Source organism: Klebsiella sp. M5al, from assembly GCF_002090195.1.
Taxonomy (GTDB): Bacteria; Pseudomonadota; Gammaproteobacteria; order Enterobacterales; family Enterobacteriaceae; genus Klebsiella; species Klebsiella grimontii.
The window spans coordinates 3,533,127-3,547,258 of sequence record NZ_CP020657.1 but is presented as its reverse complement, the minus strand read 5'-3'; the positions used below and the strand labels follow the sequence as shown (position 1 = coordinate 3,547,258).

Genomic DNA, 14,132 nt, shown 5'->3' with positions numbered 1-14,132 from the left:
ACAGGATAAGGAACAGAGGATTCGTCTGAGATGCGTTTCTGGCTCGTTTTGTGTGTTGCGTTATTTCTGGCGGGTTGTAGCAGTCACCGGGCGCCGCCGCCAAATCCACGGCTGGCTGATTCGATTACCGTTGTGGCCAACCTGAATGAGCAGTTAAGGAACTGGCGGGGAGCGCCTTATCGCTACGGCGGCATGTCGCCGCGCGGCGTTGATTGCTCCGGGTTTGTGTTAATGACCTTTCGCGATAAGTTCGCGCTGCAGCTACCGCGTGAGACACGCGAGCAGGCGGAGATCGGCACCAAAATTGATAAGAGCGAACTGCTGCCCGGCGATCTGGTCTTTTTCAAGACCGGCTCCGGAGAGAGCGGTCTGCACGTCGGTATTTACGACACGGACAACCAGTTTATCCACGCCTCCACCAGCCAGGGCGTGACGCGCTCATCGCTGGATAATGTCTACTGGCATAAAAAATTCTGGCAGGCGCGAAGGATCTAACGTCAGCCGCCACCGGGCAATGGCAGAAGCGCGCACAATCCCCGTGCGGCTTATTATGGCAATAACCCCGTACTCGCCCCGTGTTAATAATTTGTTGAAAGCACTACACTGAAGGCAGGAGGAACCATGACCCTGTCTTTTACTACCCACTGGCGTGATGAACTGCCGGATTTTTACACTGCTTTAGCCCCCACGCCGCTGGAGAATGCGCGGCTTGTCTGGCACAACGCGCCGCTGGCGCGATCGCTGGGCGTCGCCGAGTCGTTATTTAGCCCGGAGAAGGGCGCTGGCGTATGGGGCGGCGAAACGCTGCTGCCGGGAATGTCGCCGCTGGCGCAGGTCTACAGCGGCCACCAGTTCGGCTCCTGGGCCGGGCAGCTCGGCGACGGGCGCGGCATTCTGCTCGGCGAACAGCAGCTCGCGGACGGTCGTCGCTTTGACTGGCACCTGAAAGGCGCCGGGCTCACTCCCTATTCACGGATGGGGGACGGACGGGCGGTGCTGCGCTCAACGATCCGCGAGGGGCTGGCCTCGGAAGCAATGCATGCGCTGGGCATTCCCACCACTCGCGCGCTGGCGATAGTGGCCAGCGACACCCCGGTATACCGTGAAACCGTTGAACGCGGGGCGATGCTGATGCGGCTGGCGGAAAGCCACGTACGGTTTGGCCATTTTGAGCACTTCTACTACCGCCGCGAGCCGCTCAAAGTGCAGCAGCTGGCGGATTACGTGATCCGTCACCACTGGCCGCATCTGCAAAATGAAGCGGATAAGTACATTGCCTGGTACAGCGACGTGGTCGCCCGAACGGCTGAAATGATTGCCAGCTGGCAAACGGTCGGCTTTGCGCACGGGGTAATGAATACCGATAACATGTCGATCCTCGGCCTGACGATGGACTACGGTCCATACGGTTTCCTTGACGATTTCCAGCCGGGATTTATCTGTAACCATTCCGATTATCAGGGGCGCTATAGCTTTGATAATCAGCCGGCGGTAGGGCTATGGAATCTGCAACGTCTGGCGCAGACGCTGTCGCCGTTTATCAGCGCGGAGTTATTGAACGGCGCGCTGGATAGTTACCAGCACGCGCTGCTCACGGCATATGGCCGCCGCATGCGCGACAAGCTTGGCCTGTTTACCCAGCAAAAAGGGGATAACGAGCTGCTGGACGGTCTGTTTGCCTTAATGGCGCGCGAAGGCAGCGACTATACGCGGACCTTCCGAATGCTCAGCGCCAGCGAGCAAGAGAGCGCCGCTTCGCCGCTACGCGATGAGTTTATCGACCGCGAGACCTTCGATAGCTGGTTTGCCGATTATCGCGCGCGCCTGCGTGATGAACAGGTTGACGATGCGCAAAGGCAGGCGCGGATGCGCAGCGTGAATCCGGCGCTGGTGCTGCGCAACTGGCTGGCGCAGCGGGCAATTGAACTGGCGGAGCAGGGAGATATGAGCGAGCTGGAACGTCTGCATAATGCGCTATCCCAGCCTTTTATCGACAGGACGGATGATTATGTCAATCGTCCTCCTGACTGGGGAAGGCGTCTTGAGGTGAGCTGTTCCAGCTAGTCGTTATTATCCCTGCCTTAATCGGCGGGGATAATTATTTGGTCAGGATCAGCTTACCTGAATGAGTCTGGCGCAGCAGGTAGCGCTGACCGCCGTGTTCAATCACTACCCGTCCCTCGCTGCCTAATAATGTGCGGCTGCTTATCTCTCTGTCCGTCGGAACAGGGTACGGGGCATTGTCTTTAGTTTTTTCTGCTGTGGCAGTGTTATCCATACGCGTCATAGCACTAAAAATAAAAATCAAGGTAACAATGATAATCATTATCAATAATGTTGTTTTTCACGGCAAGCATTATTTATCGAAATAGCCGATTTAGCCGGTGAACGAGCGGACGAGGGCGGGAAATAACCCCGCCGCGGAGACGGCGGGGAGGGGGAACTACAGGCGAGTGGCGGTTGCGGCGGCTAATTCATCCAGCAGCCGTTCGCTATCGTCCCAGCTCAGGCAGGGATCGGTAATCGACTGCCCCCAGGCCAGCGGCTGGCCTGCGACCACCTTCTGCGTGCCTTCCTGAAGGAAACTCTCGGCCATGATCCCGGCGATAGCGGTCGAGCCGGCGCGGATCTGCTGGCAGATATCGGCGCACACCTCCAGCTGACGGCGGTGCTGTTTCTGGCAATTGCCGTGGCTAAAATCCACCACCAGCTGTTCCGGCAGGTCGAACTCAGCCAGCGCTTGACCGGCTGCGGCGATATCGGCAGCGTGGTAATTTGGTTTTTTGCCGCCGCGCATAATGATATGGCCGTACGGATTACCGCTGGTCTGATAGATCGTCATTTGCCCCTGCTTATCCGGCGACAGGAACATATGGCTGGCGCGGGAAGCGCGGATAGCGTCTACGGCGATACGGGTATTGCCATCGGTACCGTTCTTAAAGCCTACCGGGCAAGAGAGCGCCGAGGCCATTTCGCGGTGGATTTGGCTCTCGGTCGTACGCGCGCCAATAGCGCCCCAGCTTATCAAGTCGGCAATAAACTGCCCGGTCACCATATCGAGAAACTCGGTGGCGGTCGGTACGCCCAGTTCATTGACCTGCAGCAGCAGGCTACGCGCTAGCTCGAGGCCGTGATTCACCCGATAGCTGCCGTTGAGGTCGGGGTCGGAGATCAGCCCCTTCCAGCCGACCACCGTGCGCGGCTTCTCAAAATAGGTGCGCATCACGATTTCCAGCTGCGGCTGGTAACGTTCGCGCATGCCCTGCAGGCGGCGCGCATACTCCATCGCCGCATCAATGTCGTGGATGGAACACGGACCGATCACCACCAGCAGGCGACGGTCCTCACCGTTGAGGATTCTCTCAATGCGGCGGCGCGAAGCGGAGACGTGAGCTGCTACTTCGGCAGACACAGGATGCCGTTGCGCCAGTTCCGCGGGCGTTACCAGGCTTTCAATGCGCGCGGTACGCAATTCGTCTGTTTTATTCATTGGGGTCTCAAAAATCTGTTTCTTCCGCGGCGAAAATGCCGGGAAGTGATGCGCATCACGATAAACCAATCCCCGCTTATTGCAAGAGCAGGGCATGATCCTGTATAGGCCACGGGTGATAGCATAAACAAATTTTTAATAATGTACTAGTGTGTTAGTACATTTTGCGGCTTAACCCCATAATATCCATGATTTTGGTGGCGATCTCTTCCACGGAATAGTTGGTACTGTTCAGGCAAGGTATCTTGTTTTTGCGGTAAAGCGCTTCGACTTCGGTCACTTCCATCCGGCACTGACGCATAGAAGCATAGCGGCTGTTTTCGCGTCGCTCTTCGCGGATGGCCGCCAGGCGCTCTGGATTGATCGTTAAGCCGAAGAGCTTGTGCTGTAGCGGCTTGAGGGAGGCCGGAAGAATCAGATTGTCCATATCATCGGCGATAAACGGGTAGTTGGCGGCGCGGATACCGTACTGCATCGCCAGGTACAGGCTGGTAGGGGTTTTTCCGCAGCGCGAAACGCCGAGGAGGATCACCTGGGCCTGGTCGAGGTTACGCAGCGAAATGCCGTCATCGTGGGCAAGGGTATAATCGATAGCGGCGATGCGCGCGTCATATTTGTTGAGGTTGCCCGGCGTCAGGCCGTGGGTTCGGTGAGCGATGGGCGTCGGGTCAAGGCGCAATTCCTGCTGCAGGGGGGCCACCAGCGCCTGAACGATATCCTGACAAAAGCCTTCGCTTTGTATGATGATGTCGCGGATTTCCGGCAGCACGATGGAGTAGAACACCAGCGGTCGAATGCCGGTCTGCTGGAAAATGGCGTCAATTTGCTCCTTCACGGCGCGCGCGCGGCTGATATTTTCGACAAACGGCAGGGTTACGCTGCTGGTGGCGACCGGGAATTGCGACATGACCGCATGACCCAGAACTTCCGCCGTAATAGCGGTACCGTCGGAAATATAAAAGACGTGGCGATCTACAGCACTTTCCATTTTGACCATCCGGTATAATGAGTTTAATTGTCTGAAAGCTGATATTAAATTTAAGCATAACGCTCCAGGCTTTGTCTCATATTTAAAAAATGAAACGCTATTTTTATTTTTAATGAAAAGGTGAGTTCATTTTTCGCAACCGCGTATCTTTTGTATCAAATTTCATCAGATTTCTGAAGAATCATTAGCTTAGCTATATCTGGCAAAGAATCCTAAAAACGAAAAAATAATTTGCTTGAACGATTCACCGTTTCTTTCAGCTGGATAAATATGTCAGGATAAATCTCGTAGTCGATCGTGAATTATTTATCACTGGTATTAAATCACAAAAGGATTGTCTCGATGTCCAACAATGGCTCGTCACCGCTGGTGCTTTGGTATAACCAACTCGGCATGAATGATGTAGACAGGGTTGGGGGCAAAAATGCCTCCCTTGGTGAAATGATTACAAATCTGTCGGGTATGGGCGTTTCCGTACCGAACGGGTTTGCCACCACCGCTGATGCCTTTAATCAGTTTTTGGACCAAAGCGGTGTTAACCAGCGCATTTATGAACTGCTGGATGAAACCGACATTGACGACGTTTCCGCATTAGCGAAAGCGGGCGCACAGATCCGTCAGTGGATCATCGATACGCCGTTCCAGAGCGAACTGGAAAATGCGATTCGTGATGCCTATACCCAGCTCTCCGCCGATGACGCTGAGGCCTCTTTTGCCGTGCGCTCCTCGGCGACGGCGGAAGATATGCCGGATGCTTCCTTCGCCGGTCAGCAAGAGACATTCCTTAACGTGCAGGGCTTTGACGCCGTGCTCGTCGCGGTGAAGCACGTGTTTGCTTCGCTGTTTAACGATCGCGCCATTTCCTACCGCGTGCATCAGGGGTACGATCATCGCGGGGTGGCGCTTTCCGCCGGGGTGCAGAGGATGGTCCGTTCCGATCTGGCCTCGTCCGGCGTGATGTTCTCCATCGATACCGAATCCGGTTTTGACCAGGTGGTGTTTATCACCTCCGCCTGGGGACTCGGCGAAATGGTGGTGCAGGGGGCGGTCAACCCCGATGAGTTCTACGTCCATAAACCGACGCTGGAAGCGGGCCGTCCGGCCATCGTCCGCCGCACCATGGGGTCGAAAAAGATCCGCATGGTTTACGCCCCTACCCAGGAGCACGGCAAGCAGGTGCGTATCGAAGACGTGCCGCAGGCGCAGCGCGACGTTTTCTCGTTGACCGATGCGGAAGTGCAGGAGCTGGCGCAGCAGGCGCTACAAATCGAAAAACACTACAACCGCCCAATGGATATCGAGTGGGCGAAGGATGGTCATACCGGTAAGCTATTTATCGTGCAGGCCCGTCCAGAAACCGTCCGTTCGCGCGGCCAGGTCATGGAGCGTTATACCCTCCATGCGCAAGGACAGATTATTTCGGAAGGGCGCGCTATCGGCCATCGCATCGGCGCGGGTCCGGTAAAGGTCATTCACGATATCAGCGAAATGAACCGCATCGAGCCCGGCGACGTGCTGGTGACCGACATGACCGACCCGGACTGGGAACCGATCATGAAAAAAGCGGCGGCGATCGTCACCAACCGCGGCGGGCGTACCTGTCATGCGGCGATTATCGCGCGTGAGCTGGGGATCCCGGCGGTGGTTGGCTGCGGCAACGCCACCGATCGCATCCAGGAAAACCAGAACGTGACCGTCTCCTGCGCGGAAGGTGATACCGGCTACGTGTATGCCGAAATCCTCGACTTCAGCGTGAAGAGCTCCAGCGTTGGCACGATGCCGGATCTGCCGCTGAAGATCATGATGAACGTCGGCAACCCGGACCGCGCCTTTGACTTTGCCTGCCTGCCGAACGAAGGCGTAGGCCTGGCGCGACTGGAGTTCATCATCAACCGTATGATCGGCGTCCACCCGCGCGCGTTGCTGGAGTTTGACGATCAGGAGCCGGGTTTGCAGAACGAAATCCGCGAGCTGATGAAAGGCTACGACTCGCCGAGAGAGTTTTACGTCGGTCGCCTGACGGAAGGGATCTCGACGCTGGGCGCGGCATTCTTCCCGAAACGAGTGATTGTGCGTCTTTCCGACTTTAAATCTAACGAATACGCCAATCTGGTCGGCGGCGAACGTTATGAGCCGGAAGAGGAGAACCCGATGCTGGGCTTCCGCGGGGCCGGCCGCTATGTGTCCGAAAGCTTCCGCGACTGCTTCGCGTTGGAATGTGAAGCGGTTAAACGGGTGCGTAACGACATGGGGCTGACCAACGTCGAAATCATGGTGCCGTTTGTCCGCACCGTCGCGCAGGCAAAAGCGGTAGTTGAAGAGCTGGAACGCCAGGGCCTCAAGCGCGGCGAAAACGGCCTGAAGCTGATTATGATGTGTGAAATCCCATCGAATGCGCTGCTGGCTGAACAGTTCCTCGAATACTTCGACGGCTTCTCTATCGGATCTAACGATATGACGCAGCTGGCGCTGGGCCTGGACCGTGACTCCGGCGTGGTCTCCGAACTGTTCGATGAGCGTAACGATGCGGTGAAAGCGCTGCTGTCGATGGCCATTCGCGCGGCGAAGAAACAGGGCAAATATGTCGGTATCTGCGGGCAGGGTCCGTCCGACCACGAAGATTTTGCCGCCTGGCTGATGGAAGAGGGGATCGATAGCCTGTCTCTGAACCCGGATACGGTCGTGCAAACCTGGCTCGGCCTGGCGGAATTGAATAAGTAAGTTCGCGCCGGATTCTCGCTAAAAAGACCATCCCCGTCAGCAGTGGCGGGGATTTTTTTTGGGGGGGAGCAGAAAACGGACAAAAAAAAGCCCATCGTGGGAGATGGGCAAAGACTACACACAGCAATTCGTTGTTTCACTCAGGGGATTTCCATGCTTATAAATCAATATGTTGATTTATAACCGTGAGCTAATACTAGGCACTGAGGCTTTTTGCGTCGATCGGATTCCTCTCAATAGTTAAATTAAGGTAAAGAATCTGTGCAGCAAATAGGGTTAGCAGGCAGAGGAATGCGGGATGCGGTGAGAGATAGATTAGTATTTCTTAATATTTTAGATTGTCCCGCTCGATGGCTATCACGGGCGCAATGGGGAAAGGCGGGTTTCCCCGCCTTTTCGCTTACTTCTCCTGCGAGGCTCGCGTATTCAGCTCGCTCAGTTCTTCAAGCACCAGATCGGGGTCTTTCGGCGGCGGCGGCGCTTCGTTAACCCACGCATCGTACAGCCGCCAGGAGACCGCCAGCAGTACCGGACCGATAAACAGTCCTATCATGCCGAACGCCACCAGACCGCCGATAACGCCGGAAAGAATCAGAATCATCGGCAGGTCGGCGCCCATGCGAATCAGCAGCGGACGAATAAAGTTATCCATGGTGCCGACGACGCAGCTCCAGACCAGCAGCACGGTGCCCCAGGTGGTATCGCCGCTCCAGTACAGCCAGATAATTGACGGTACCAGGACCAGCAGGGGTCCCAGCTGTACGAGGCAGGTGAAGATCATCACCACGGTGAGCAGCGCGGCGTAGGGCACGCCGCTGACTGCAAGGCCAATACCGCCAAGCACCGCCTGGGCCAGCGCGGTAACGACCACCCCCAGCGCTACGGCGCGAATCGCCTGTCCAGCGAGGATCACCGCCGCGTCGCCGCGTTTGGACGCCAGGCGGGTGGCAAAATGACGGAAGCCATAGGCGACCTGTTCGCCGCGCCAGTACAGCAGGGCGCTGAACAGCAGCATCAGTCCGCAATAGACCAGCAGCTTGCCGATATGCGCCGCCTGGCCGACAAACCACGTGGTGGTGGTGCCAAGATAGGGGCGAATTTTGACCATAATCGCCGTTCCCCCCATCTCCAGTAAGTTATGCCAGCCGGTATACAGCTTATCGCCGATTAGCGGAACGCTATTTAGCCACGCCAGGTCCGGCGGCGTAAAGTTGCCGCTGGTAATCACTTTTATTAATGGCGTGCTGTTATCGACCAGGCTATTGACCAGCAGCGCAATGGGGATAACGAACAGTAAAAAGAGCAGTAGCGTCATCACCAGCACCGCCAGGGCGCGCTTGCCGAACAGCAGGCGCTGCAGGCGCAAAAGTACCGGCCAGGTGGCGATAACCACGGTACCGGCCCAGGCGAATGACAGGATAAAAGGCTGCACGACCCACAGACAGGAAATAATAATCAGGGACAAAAACAGCACCGACAGCAGAACTTGCGGTATGTCCCGGGGCTGATTGGGGTTAATCATAGTGAAGTTTTACCTTTGCAGTCGCGTCAAAAGGCTGACGCAGCGTAATTCCATGTACTGATAATAATATCAATATGTTCGCGCGCCTGATTTTGCCCTTAATTCTGGCGGGCGCATATGAAAAAAATGTGATAAAAAGTTGAGGGCACTACGCAAACGTTTAATCACTTACAACACAACATAGTCAGGCAGGGTCGAGCGTCATGATCCCACAGATTTCTCAAGCGCCAGGTGTCGTTCAACTGGTGCTGAATTTTTTGCAGGTACTGGAGCAACAAGGTTTTACCGGGGATACCGCCACCAGCTATGCCGACAGGCTAACGATGGCGACTGATAACAGTGTATATCAACTGTTGCCGGATGCGATTATATTCCCTCGTTCCACGGCGGACGTGGCTCTGCTGGCCAGGCTGGCGGCGGAAGAACGTTTTAAATCACTGATCTTTACCCCGCGCGGGGGCGGTACCGGCACCAACGGTCAGGCGCTGAACGCCGGGATCATCGTCGATATGTCCCGCTATATGAACCGCATTATAGAAATCAACCCGGAAGAAGGGTGGGTGCGGGTGGAAGCCGGGGTCATTAAAGACCAGCTTAATCAATTCCTTAAGCCATACGGTTACTTTTTCGCGCCGGAGCTGTCGACCAGCAACCGCGCCACGCTTGGCGGGATGATCAACACCGATGCTTCCGGGCAGGGCTCGCTGGTCTACGGCAAAACGTCCGACCACGTGCTGGGGGTGCGCTCGGTGCTGATCGGCGGCGACATTCTTGATACCCAGCCGATTCCGGTAGCGTTGGCGGAAACGCTAAGCGCTCAGCAGTCGGCTATCGGGCGTATTTACCGCACTGTCTATCAGCGCTGCAAAGCGCAGCGCCAGCTGGTTATCGATAAATTTCCCAAACTCAACCGCTTCCTCACGGGCTACGATCTGCGCCACGTCTTTAATGACGAGATGAGCGAATTCGATCTCACCCGCATTCTGACCGGTTCCGAAGGGACGCTGGCGTTTATCACCGAAGCGCGGCTGGATATCACCCGTTTGCCGAAAGTGCGTCGACTGGTCAACGTGAAGTACGACTCCTTTAACTCCGCGCTGCGTAACGCGCCGTTTATGGTTGAAGCCAGGGCGCTCTCGGTCGAAACCGTCGACTCGAAAGTGCTTAATCTGGCGCGCGAAGATATCGTCTGGCATTCGGTCAGCGAGCTCATTACCGACGTGGCGGATAAAGAGATGCTGGGGCTGAATATCGTCGAATTCGCCGGTGACGACGTCGAGCTGATTGATAGCCAGGTGACGGCGCTGTGCCAGCGTCTGGATGAGTTGATATCGCGCAACGAAGCGGGCGTCATCGGCTGGCAGGTTTGTCACGATCTCGACGGCGTGGAGCGCATCTACGCGATGCGTAAAAAAGCGGTCGGCCTGCTGGGTAATGCCAAAGGGGCCGCCAAGCCGATACCGTTCGCCGAAGATACCTGCGTGCCGCCGGAGCATCTGGCCGACTATATTGCGGAATTTCGCGCGCTGCTCGACGGCCACGGGCTGAGCTACGGCATGTTTGGCCATGTGGATGCCGGCGTGCTGCACGTGCGTCCGGCGCTGGATATGTGCGATCCTCAGCAGGAGATGCTGATGAAGCGGATCTCCGATGACGTCGTAGCGTTAACCGCTAAGTATGGCGGCCTGCTGTGGGGGGAACACGGGAAAGGCTTCCGCGCCGAATATAGTCCGGCGTTCTTTGGCGAAGCGTTATTTGGCGAGTTGCGCAAGATTAAAGCCGCCTTTGACCCGGATAACCGCCTTAACCCGGGTAAAATCTGCCCGCCTGAAGGCGTTGACGCGCCGATGATGAAGGTGGATGCGGTTAAGCGCGGCACATTCGATCGGCAGATTCCCATCGCTGTGCGCAGCTCATGGCGCGGGGCGATGGAGTGTAACGGCAACGGCCTGTGCTTCAACTTTGATGCCAAAAGCCCGATGTGTCCGTCGATGAAGGTCAGCAATCACCGTATCCACTCGCCGAAAGGCCGGGCTACGCTGGTGCGCGAATGGCTGCGGCTGCTGGCGGACCGCGGTATCGACCCCAATCAGCTGGAAAAAGACCTGCCGGAAAAGCGCGCCAGCCTGCGTACCCTGGTGGAACGTACCCGCAATAGCTGGCACGCGCGGAAGGGAGAGTACGATTTCTCTCATGAGGTTAAGGAGGCGATGTCCGGCTGTTTGGCCTGTAAAGCCTGCTCGACCCAATGCCCGATTAAAATTGACGTCCCGGAGTTTCGTTCGCGTTTCCTCCAGCTTTACCACAGCCGCTATTTGCGCCCGGTCCGCGACCATCTGGTGGCGACGGTTGAATCCTACGCGCCGCTGATGGCGCATGCGCCGAAGACCTTTAACTTCTTTATTAACCAGCCGTGGATGCGCAAGCTGTCGGAAAAGCATATCGGTATGGTCGATCTCCCGCTGCTCTCCGTGCCGTCGCTGAAGCAGCAGATGGTTGGCCACCGTTCGGCGAATACCACGCTGGAGCAGTTGGAAGAACTGAGCGCAGAGCAGAAAGCGAAAATGGTGCTGGTAGTTCAGGATCCGTTTACCAGCTACTACGATGCGCAGGTGGTCGCCGATTTTGTTCGCCTGGTTGAGAAGGTGGGCTACCAGCCGGTATTGCTGCCGTTTTCGCCAAACGGTAAGGCGCAGCATATTAAGGGCTTCCTGACGCGATTCGCGCGCACCGCGCAGAAAACCGCCGATTTCCTTAACCGGGTGGCCGAGCTCGGCATGCCGATGGTGGGGGTCGATCCGGCGCTGGTGCTCTGCTACCGCGATGAATATAACCAGGTCCTCGGCGACAAGCGCGGCGATTTCCGCGTCATGCTGGTGCACGAGTGGCTGCCTCAGGCGCTGTCGGAAACCGCGGCCCAGGATAAAGGCGGCGAGTCGTGGTATCTGTTTGGCCACTGTACCGAGGTGACGGCGCTTCCCGCGTCCACCCGGCAGTGGGCGGATATCTTCGCCCGCTTTGGCGCGAAGCTGGAAAACGTTAGCGTGGGCTGCTGCGGCATGGCAGGTACCTACGGTCATGAAGTGAAGAACCACGCCAACTCGCTGGCGATCTACGCGCTCTCGTGGCAGCAGGCGATGGAGCGGTTGCCGCGCAATCGCTGCCTGGTCACCGGCTACTCCTGTCGTAGCCAGGTGAAGCGTATTGAAGGCAGCGGCGTACGCCACCCGCTGCAGGCGCTACTGGAGATTATGGGATGATTTGGAAACGTCACAGCACCCTGGAACAGCTGAACGCGATGGGCGAGGGGAACATGGTCGGTCTGCTGGATATCCGCTTCGAGGCGATAACCGACGACGCCATCATTGCCACCATGCCGGTAGATAGCCGCACCCATCAGCCGTTTGGCTTGCTGCACGGCGGCGCGTCGGTGGTTTTAGCGGAAACGTTAGGTTCGGTCGCGGGCTATCTGTGCAGCGAAGGCGAGCAGAAGGTGGTGGGGCTGGAGGTGAACGCCAACCACATTCGTTCGGTGCGCAGCGGCAGGGTTCGCGGCGTGTGCCGGGCGCTGCACGTTGGCGCCCGTCACCAGGTGTGGCAAATCGAAATCTCTGATCAACAGGGGCGCCTTTGCTGTTCGTCACGGCTAACCACCGCCGTGATCTAAGTTAACCAGGGGGGATTCCCCCCCTTACAGCTTTTGTATCCCCGGAACAACTATCATCGAAACGCCCGGGCGTTTTTACTAAGCCTCATTGCGTTGCCACTTCAACTATTCATACGAAAATTCCTGGTATATCTCCGTTCCGCGCAAGTTTAATAGCCCGCGGCGCGATGCCTACGCGTGCTGCTTATTTGACCGCCACGCTCGCAGGGCGTAGACCATTATCTCTCCGGTGGCAAGTATATAAATATCAAATATAAATTTCTCAAACATCACTAATAATTATGCTAATCTTTTATATACCAGAGATTTACAAGTAACGAGAGGATGGAGTTAGCTATGGGTATCATTTCATGGATCATTTTTGGCCTTATTGCCGGTATTTTAGCCAAGTGGATTATGCCGGGGAAAGACGGCGGCGGATTTATCGTTACCGTAATTCTCGGTGTCATCGGTGCAGTTGTCGGGGGTTGGATTAGTACTTTCTTCGGCTTTGGCCGTGTAGATGGTTTTAATTTCGGCAGCTTTGTCGTGGCGGTGATTGGCGCGCTGGTGGTCCTGTTTATCTACAGAAAGATCAGGAGCTAATTCGCGCTCCGTATCAGCTATGCCATAAAGTGAAGAGGCTGCCGCCATTGTCGGCAGCCTTTTTTAATATCCTGCCAATGCCTGTCCGGGCAATATCGCCTCTCTGAATCCTTGACCCAATATGCGCTCACCGGCCCGGTACGACGTCGGCCGGGGCCTGTTCCTTCATCAATATAAAGATCTGTCCGGCGACGGCGAGGCTCACGGATTTTTCGAGGGAAGAGGTTAATCGAGCAAAACGCTAATAATTAACAATACGACCATACACATCGACATGACATCTGTTTCTATTTCCATAATTCAGTACTACACAGGTTCCCGAACGGTCGCCGTTGCGACATTGCGTTAAAAGATGAAGGAAATTTAGCAGCGCATTCTACATGAGCCAGCCAGCAGTGAATAAATCTTTATTTTTGTGAAACGACAATACTTATAATGAAAACGAATAGAATTCGTTTCATGAATGCATTGGGCTGGCGACCGGATTGAGAGAAGAGCGCATGCTCAATCCTGTTAATCAGTACTTAGCAGGAAGCTTGTTGATTTTTATCAGTTTTCCCTCTTCCATTTCGATGAAGCCGCCGGTTTTTAGATCGGCCAGAATGCGCATAACGCCGCTACGGGAAAGCTGGGTTTTCTCCCGGATATAACGTTCAGCCGTCACGCTGTGCCGATAATCCGCTTCTTCCTCCATTAGCCTGAGCAACTGCTGGCGAATCATCTCGTAGGCCGTTGGCGCCCCCTGGGGCATGACGTTGTGATAGAGGCGGTTATAGACAAACATCAGCTGTTTAGAAAGTAATCCCCATAGCGCCTTCTCTTTAATAATTTCCTCGACGCGATCGGTGGTAAGAACGCCAATCAGGCACGGCGTGACGGTTTTAAAATAATCATTGAAGTAAATGTCTGTCAGGTTAGCGAGGCCGAAAATCGCGGGGCTGCGCGAAGTGGAAAGCATCATATCGTCACTTCTGCGGTATAACGCTATTGTCCCTTCAAGAATGAGATAACACATCCCTTGACCCTTCACCTGAAGGTCAAATCGCTCACCACGCCCTGTACTGTACGGAGTGCAGTATGGCTGTAAATGAGAAATAAACTCCTGTGCGTAAGGTGAGCCGCGAAATGCTTGCTTTGCCGATGACATAGTCAGAAATTC

The 14,132-nt window shown here is 55.8% G+C and carries 11 protein-coding genes and 1 other RNA gene; 6 read left to right on the top strand and 6 right to left on the bottom strand.

The annotated features are described in order from the left end of the window. Positions 1 to 30: 30 nt before the first annotated feature. Together BWI76_RS17090 and selO are read left to right on the top strand one after the other, a co-directional pair. The gene (locus BWI76_RS17090; protein ID WP_004134084.1) at positions 31 to 495 is read left to right on the top strand and encodes an NlpC/P60 family protein; all 465 of its coding nucleotides are present in this window, start codon (positions 31 to 33) and stop codon (positions 493 to 495) included. 126 nt (positions 496 to 621) lie between these two features. Continuing rightward, positions 622 to 2,064, top strand: a complete 1,443-nt coding sequence (gene selO / locus BWI76_RS17085) for a protein adenylyltransferase SelO (RefSeq protein ID WP_024357887.1) — start codon at positions 622 to 624, stop codon at positions 2,062 to 2,064. 34 nt (positions 2,065 to 2,098) lie between these two features. On the opposite strand, the gene hemP is transcribed toward selO, so the two are convergent. The 3 genes from hemP to BWI76_RS17070 form a co-directional block, all read right to left on the bottom strand. After that, positions 2,099 to 2,278 carry a hemin uptake protein HemP gene (gene hemP / locus BWI76_RS17080; protein WP_162685329.1) on the bottom strand — a complete coding sequence of 60 codons (180 nt, stop codon included), beginning with the start codon at positions 2,276 to 2,278 and terminating at the stop codon, positions 2,099 to 2,101. Between the two features lie 165 nt (positions 2,279 to 2,443). Next, positions 2,444 to 3,490, bottom strand: a complete 1,047-nt coding sequence (aroH, locus tag BWI76_RS17075; RefSeq protein WP_024357889.1) for a 3-deoxy-7-phosphoheptulonate synthase AroH — start codon at positions 3,488 to 3,490, stop codon at positions 2,444 to 2,446. 154 nt (positions 3,491 to 3,644) lie between these two features. Further along, positions 3,645 to 4,478 carry a pyruvate, water dikinase regulatory protein gene (locus tag BWI76_RS17070; protein WP_064371819.1) on the bottom strand — a complete coding sequence of 278 codons (834 nt, stop codon included), beginning with the start codon at positions 4,476 to 4,478 and terminating at the stop codon, positions 3,645 to 3,647. Positions 4,479 to 4,820: 342 nt separating this feature from the next. On the opposite strand from BWI76_RS17070, the gene ppsA reads away from it, so the two are divergent. Further along, positions 4,821 to 7,199 carry a phosphoenolpyruvate synthase gene (gene ppsA / locus BWI76_RS17065; RefSeq protein WP_049088739.1) on the top strand — a complete coding sequence of 793 codons (2,379 nt, stop codon included), beginning with the start codon at positions 4,821 to 4,823 and terminating at the stop codon, positions 7,197 to 7,199. Between the two features lie 79 nt (positions 7,200 to 7,278). Here the strand turns inward: ppsA and rprA are convergent. Then, positions 7,279 to 7,386: antisense sRNA RprA (gene rprA / locus BWI76_RS17060), an RNA gene on the bottom strand. Positions 7,387 to 7,599: 213 nt separating this feature from the next. Next, positions 7,600 to 8,721: an AI-2E family transporter YdiK gene (gene ydiK, locus BWI76_RS17055; RefSeq protein WP_064342833.1), complete on the bottom strand. Its 1,122-nt coding sequence runs from the start codon at positions 8,719 to 8,721 to the stop codon at positions 7,600 to 7,602. A gap of 203 nt (positions 8,722 to 8,924) precedes the next feature. Between ydiK and BWI76_RS17050 the strand changes: the two genes are divergently transcribed. The 3 genes from BWI76_RS17050 (at position 8,925) to BWI76_RS17040 (ending at position 12,973) form a co-directional block, all read left to right on the top strand. Beyond that, positions 8,925 to 11,981 (top strand): FAD-binding and (Fe-S)-binding domain-containing protein, encoded by a 3,057-nt coding sequence (locus BWI76_RS17050; protein ID WP_024357892.1) that lies wholly within the window; start codon positions 8,925 to 8,927, stop codon positions 11,979 to 11,981. Further along, positions 11,978 to 12,388 (top strand): 1,4-dihydroxy-2-naphthoyl-CoA hydrolase, encoded by a 411-nt coding sequence (menI, locus tag BWI76_RS17045; protein ID WP_004132130.1) that lies wholly within the window; start codon positions 11,978 to 11,980, stop codon positions 12,386 to 12,388. Before BWI76_RS17050 ends, menI begins: the two co-directional genes overlap by 4 nt. Before the next feature lie 336 nt (positions 12,389 to 12,724). Continuing rightward, a complete protein-coding gene (locus BWI76_RS17040) occupies positions 12,725 to 12,973 on the top strand; it encodes a GlsB/YeaQ/YmgE family stress response membrane protein (protein ID WP_004102935.1) in 249 nt (82 codons plus the stop codon). 517 nt (positions 12,974 to 13,490) lie between these two features. Here the strand turns inward: BWI76_RS17040 and BWI76_RS17035 are convergent. Beyond that, a complete protein-coding gene (locus BWI76_RS17035; protein ID WP_004132907.1) occupies positions 13,491 to 14,120 on the bottom strand; it encodes a helix-turn-helix domain-containing protein in 630 nt (209 codons plus the stop codon). Positions 14,121 to 14,132: the final 12 nt, after the last annotated feature.

Coding starts and splice junctions, on each gene's coding strand:
- menI (WP_004132130.1), top strand. CDS start 11,978: ATGATTTGGAAACGTCACAGCACCCTGGAACAGCTGAACGCGATGGGC.
- BWI76_RS17090 (WP_004134084.1), top strand. CDS start 31: ATGCGTTTCTGGCTCGTTTTGTGTGTTGCGTTATTTCTGGCGGGTTGT.
- selO (WP_024357887.1), top strand. CDS start 622: ATGACCCTGTCTTTTACTACCCACTGGCGTGATGAACTGCCGGATTTT.
- BWI76_RS17040 (WP_004102935.1), top strand. CDS start 12,725: ATGGGTATCATTTCATGGATCATTTTTGGCCTTATTGCCGGTATTTTA.
- ppsA (WP_049088739.1), top strand. CDS start 4,821: ATGTCCAACAATGGCTCGTCACCGCTGGTGCTTTGGTATAACCAACTC.
- BWI76_RS17070 (WP_064371819.1), bottom strand. CDS start 4,478: ATGGAAAGTGCTGTAGATCGCCACGTCTTTTATATTTCCGACGGTACC.
- BWI76_RS17050 (WP_024357892.1), top strand. CDS start 8,925: ATGATCCCACAGATTTCTCAAGCGCCAGGTGTCGTTCAACTGGTGCTG.
- ydiK (WP_064342833.1), bottom strand. CDS start 8,721: ATGATTAACCCCAATCAGCCCCGGGACATACCGCAAGTTCTGCTGTCG.
- aroH (WP_024357889.1), bottom strand. CDS start 3,490: ATGAATAAAACAGACGAATTGCGTACCGCGCGCATTGAAAGCCTGGTA.
- BWI76_RS17035 (WP_004132907.1), bottom strand. CDS start 14,120: ATGTCATCGGCAAAGCAAGCATTTCGCGGCTCACCTTACGCACAGGAG.
- hemP (WP_162685329.1), bottom strand. CDS start 2,278: ATGGATAACACTGCCACAGCAGAAAAAACTAAAGACAATGCCCCGTAC.